Genomic DNA, 3,770 nt, shown 5'->3' on the forward strand with positions numbered 1-3,770 from the left:
CGGTGCGGCGCTATCCGACGGCGTCGCAGCTCGCCTTCGATCTGACCCATCCGGACCAGATCAGGCTCACCACACGCTCGGAGCGGATGAAGCGCGACCCGTTAAGCGTCGCTTGGCGGCGCCGCTTCAACCAGGGCGTCATGCAGCCGCGCGCGAAATCGGATGTCGCAGCCCAGATCGCATCAAGCCCGATCCTCGCGGTCGCGCTCGACACGGTGGAAGGCGCCCCCGAGCTGAACGAAGCGTTGCGCGTCACCACCGAGCGTATTCTCGCCACGCTGCCGTCGGCGCGGCTCGCCTGTCTCAACGTGCTGAGGCTCAACCGCATCGCGATTGACAGGACGCTGGATGAGCAGGGCTCCAACAAGCATATCGACCGGTTGGTGGCGCTCAGACACTGGGCCACGCCGCTCAAGCTCGATGAGAGCCGGCTCTCGGCTCACGTGCTGGAAGCCGTCGATCCCGCGGCGGCCATCCTGGAGTTTTGCGAGGTCAACCACGTCGACCACGTCATCATCGGCGCGCGGCAGGGCTCGTTCAGGCGCACGCTGCTCGGCAGCGTCTCGGCCAAGGTGGCCTCGGAAGCGGCCTGCACCGTCACCGTGGTACGGCCGCCGCGAATGGCTGCGGATGCGGGCGAGGAGGCCGGATAGGGCCGCGCTCTGGATCCTGGAGGCTCAGGCCGCGTGAGCGGTGTGGACGGAGCGCTTGCGACGGATCGGCCAGGAGAATTGCGGGCCGGGCTCGCAGTGATCCGCGCTGCCGCCGAAGAACTGGATGATCTCGCGGCACGGCTCGCAGTTGAACAGGTTACGCGACGCGGATGCCTTGGTCATTTCCTTGAGGCAGTTCGGGCAATGCGGCTTCATGAGCTTGGTCCAGAAAAGAATTCAATGCCGGCGCGGTGACCGGAGCGGGTGATCCAGGTCCATCTCGGGCCCGGTGTCGTCGCGCATCTCGCCTTCGGTGCGTTCGAGCCGACCGAAGAAAAAATCGAGGTCAGGATGTGGGCGCCGCGGGATGCGGCACCGGCGCTTCGGCTGACGTTTCACGAGCGCGATCTGCATGGGGTCAGGCCCGATACCAGTCGCGACGAGCGATGCGGGCCGAGCGTACCGAGACCTTCACCGGTCCGGCCGATGGACCAAACACAACAAACGCACAAAAACCAAGCCACAACGCCACGCCAGTCCAGACCAGGGTCGTCGTCATGATGTGCTCCCGCGAAAACAGGCAAGAATCACTTGCGGTGATTTGCGCGAATCAGGGAAGCCCGGAGGAGTACGGATCAAGTTGCAAATTTAGGCATTACGCGCCGCAACACCCGTAGAGGCCGCACGTCTGCGGAGTCGAGCGGGCCCTCAGATCGCCTCGCCGCGTGCACCCGCGGCGGCGTTGCGGATTGCGGCGATGTTGGTCTTATAGGCATCCTGCGTGCCGCCCCTGAACACGGACGTGCCGGCGACGAAGGCGTTGGCCCCGGCCGCAGCCAGGGGACCTGCGACGTCGGGCCCGACGCCGCCATCGACCTCGATATCGATCGGCCGGCCCGCTGTCATGGCGCGGATGTCGCGGATCTTGCCGATCGCGGAGGGGATGAAGGCCTGGCCGCCGAAGCCGGGATTGACCGACATCACCAGCACGAGGTCGACCAGGTCCAGGACGTATTCGAGCGCACTGATCGGCGTGCCCGGATTGAGCGAAACGCCGGCCTTCTTGCCGAGTGCGCGGATCGCCTGAAGCGAGCGGTGCAGATGGGGACCGGCCTCGGCATGCACGGTGATGTGGTCGCAGCCGGCTTTCGCGAAGGCCTCGAGATAGGGGTCACAGGGCGAGATCATCAGATGCGCGTCGAAGATCTTCTTGGTGTGCGGGCGCATCGCCTTAATGACGTCGGGGCCATACGAGATGTTGGGAACGAAGTGCCCGTCCATGACGTCGAGATGGATCCAGTCGGCTCCAGCGGCGTCCACGGCGCGCACCTCCTCGCCGAGCCTGGAGAAATCCGAGGCCAGGATCGAGGGCGCGATTGCCAGGGGGCGGGGAGCGAAGGCTTGGGTCATGGCGGTTTCCCGTGGCGGCCGTGGAAGATGGACTCGCCTAACATGGGCCTCTCAGCCGGGCAATGCAGGGGCGGCGTGCTTCCTGTGGGCGGAAATTTCTGCCGCGACCGGCATGAATTGCCGGTGTTCCGGGCCGTGCAAAGTGCGGTGAAAGCGGATTTCATTGAGCTTTTTGCGCTGGCACGGCGCTTGCTGACTTCACCTGAACAGAACATTGGCCGCGGCATGCCGCATCGGTTGGAGTTGTGCAATGTTGTTTGCTCTTGGGGCCGTATCGAGCGCACTCGACGCGATCCAGTCGCTGACGAATTCGAAATCGTCCTCGTCGACGCAGAAGACGGGATCCTCGCAAAAGCCCGCGACCAATCCGTTCGCGATCGAGAGCGGCAGCAACAGCACGACCGGCGCGGCCTCGTCGGTCAATGCGGGCAAGACCCCGCAGATCTCGCCGGAGACGATGAACGCGCTGTTCGCTGCGCAGAGCCAATCCTCGGACAGCACCGGCAGCGCCGCCAGCTCGACCTCGTCGAGTTCGACGTCCTCCTCCTCGACGCGCCGCGACGCCGCCTTGAAGGATCTGTTCTCGCAGATCGATGGGGACGGCGACGGCAAGATCACCAAGTCGGAATTCGAGAATGCGCTCGGCGCCGGCGGCACCAATCTCGCGCAGGCCGACGACGTTTTCTCGAAACTGGATTCGAATACCGACGGCAGCGTCAGCCTCGATGAGATGTCGAAGGCGCTGAAGAGCGGCCATCGCGGCCACCATCACGCGCAAGGTGCGGGCGATGCCTCCGGCAGCGGTTCGGATTCCTCCTCGCGATCCAGCGGCGGCTCGACCTCGACCTCGACGACCGGCGCCGACGGTTCGACCACCACCACCGTCACCTATGCCGACGGCTTCAAGATGTCGACGACGGTCCCGGGCGCCCCCAGCTCCCGTAATTCGGCGTACGATCTGTTCGCGCAGTTGATGCAGCGGCAGGGCGGGCAGGGACAAGGCGCCTCAGCGGCTGTCGGTTCATCGATGTCGATGAGCGTGTAACCTTGCTCACGGCTAGCCTGCATATTCGTGCGTGATGTCACGATAGACATACCGATCACGGATTTCGCGGTTGAAGAACGTACCCTTTGAGCGCACATTCTTGAACGCGGCGGCGACCTCGGGCGGAACGTCCGCGTAGACATAGACGCGTCCGCTGACGAAAGTCACCGTCAGCTCGCGCCTATCGGGGGCGTAGCGGAAAAAGCGGATCACGGAAGACGGCATGGTTGTGCACCTTGTCGGCCAGGGTAACGCCGTGTCAGCCGTTTCGTTTCTATCCGAACCGGTCCTTCCACGCCGGCATTGCGCCGGCAAAGGACAGGGCCGTCGCATTGTAGACGCCGCGAGCGATGGCGCGTGCGACCACGTTGGCGGCGATCGTTCCGAGCTCGGTAAGGCCGACCAGCGGCTCGATCGGCTTCTCGCCCGTTGCGGCGGCGAACAGCACGTCGCCGTCGGTCGGGGCATGCACCGGATAGATCGCACGGGCGAACCCGGTATGCGCGATCATCGCAAGCCGCTTGGCCTGGGGTTTGGTCAGCGTGGCATCGGTGACAACGACGCCGATCGTGGTGTTCTCGCGCGCGTTCGCGGCGGGTCCGCCCTTGATGCGCATCGCCAGCATGTCCGGTGTGAACGTGGACGGCAGGCCGCGCCCGCCG

Annotated in this window: 8 protein-coding genes; 2 read left to right on the plus strand and 6 right to left on the minus strand. The window is 65.0% G+C overall.

All coding sequences use genetic code 11. The features are described 5' to 3' along the window. A partial coding sequence (locus IVB32_RS15690; RefSeq protein ID WP_247410706.1) for a universal stress protein occupies positions 1-653 on the plus strand: 653 nt, incomplete at its 5' end. Positions 654-677: 24 nt separating this feature from the next. On the opposite strand, the gene IVB32_RS15695 is transcribed toward IVB32_RS15690, so the two are convergent. From IVB32_RS15695 to rpe, 4 genes are all read right to left on the minus strand, one after another. Then, positions 678-869 (minus strand): hypothetical protein, encoded by a 192-nt coding sequence (locus IVB32_RS15695; RefSeq protein WP_085351052.1) that lies wholly within the window; start codon positions 867-869, stop codon positions 678-680. A gap of 21 nt (positions 870-890) precedes the next feature. Next, on the minus strand, positions 891-1,067 hold the full coding sequence (locus IVB32_RS15700) for a hypothetical protein (protein ID WP_162847283.1): 177 nt from the start codon (positions 1,065-1,067) through the stop codon (positions 891-893). Positions 1,068-1,071: 4 nt separating this feature from the next. Beyond that, the gene (locus IVB32_RS15705; RefSeq protein ID WP_162847284.1) at positions 1,072-1,212 is read right to left on the minus strand and encodes a hypothetical protein; all 141 of its coding nucleotides are present in this window, start codon (positions 1,210-1,212) and stop codon (positions 1,072-1,074) included. Positions 1,213-1,361: 149 nt separating this feature from the next. Further along, the gene (gene rpe, locus IVB32_RS15710; RefSeq protein WP_018455567.1) at positions 1,362-2,063 is read right to left on the minus strand and encodes a ribulose-phosphate 3-epimerase; all 702 of its coding nucleotides are present in this window, start codon (positions 2,061-2,063) and stop codon (positions 1,362-1,364) included. Between the two features lie 250 nt (positions 2,064-2,313). Here rpe and IVB32_RS15715 point away from each other — a divergent pair, with 250 nt between their 5' ends. Then, positions 2,314-3,108, plus strand: a complete 795-nt coding sequence (locus IVB32_RS15715; RefSeq protein WP_247297303.1) for an EF-hand domain-containing protein — start codon at positions 2,314-2,316, stop codon at positions 3,106-3,108. Between the two features lie 12 nt (positions 3,109-3,120). Here the strand turns inward: IVB32_RS15715 and IVB32_RS15720 are convergent, their stop codons facing one another. Next, positions 3,121-3,333: a KTSC domain-containing protein gene (locus IVB32_RS15720; RefSeq protein WP_085361687.1), complete on the minus strand. Its 213-nt coding sequence runs from the start codon at positions 3,331-3,333 to the stop codon at positions 3,121-3,123. 49 nt (positions 3,334-3,382) lie between these two features. Beyond that, the coding region (locus tag IVB32_RS15725; protein WP_247410707.1) for a P1 family peptidase at positions 3,383-3,770 on the minus strand (388 nt) is incomplete at its 5' end.

The organism is Bradyrhizobium sp. 23 (assembly GCF_023073295.1).
Lineage (GTDB): Bacteria > Pseudomonadota > Alphaproteobacteria > Rhizobiales > Xanthobacteraceae > Bradyrhizobium > Bradyrhizobium canariense_D.

Excerpts from the sequence above, each read along its gene's own strand:
- IVB32_RS15695 (WP_085351052.1), bottom strand. The coding sequence starts at position 869 with ATGAAGCCGCATTGCCCGAACTGCCTCAAGGAAATGACCAAGGCATCC.
- IVB32_RS15700 (WP_162847283.1), bottom strand. The coding sequence starts at position 1,067 with ATGCAGATCGCGCTCGTGAAACGTCAGCCGAAGCGCCGGTGCCGCATC.
- IVB32_RS15705 (WP_162847284.1), bottom strand. The coding sequence starts at position 1,212 with ATGACGACGACCCTGGTCTGGACTGGCGTGGCGTTGTGGCTTGGTTTT.
- rpe (WP_018455567.1), bottom strand. The coding sequence starts at position 2,063 with ATGACCCAAGCCTTCGCTCCCCGCCCCCTGGCAATCGCGCCCTCGATC.
- IVB32_RS15715 (WP_247297303.1), top strand. The coding sequence starts at position 2,314 with ATGTTGTTTGCTCTTGGGGCCGTATCGAGCGCACTCGACGCGATCCAG.
- IVB32_RS15720 (WP_085361687.1), bottom strand. The coding sequence starts at position 3,333 with ATGCCGTCTTCCGTGATCCGCTTTTTCCGCTACGCCCCCGATAGGCGC.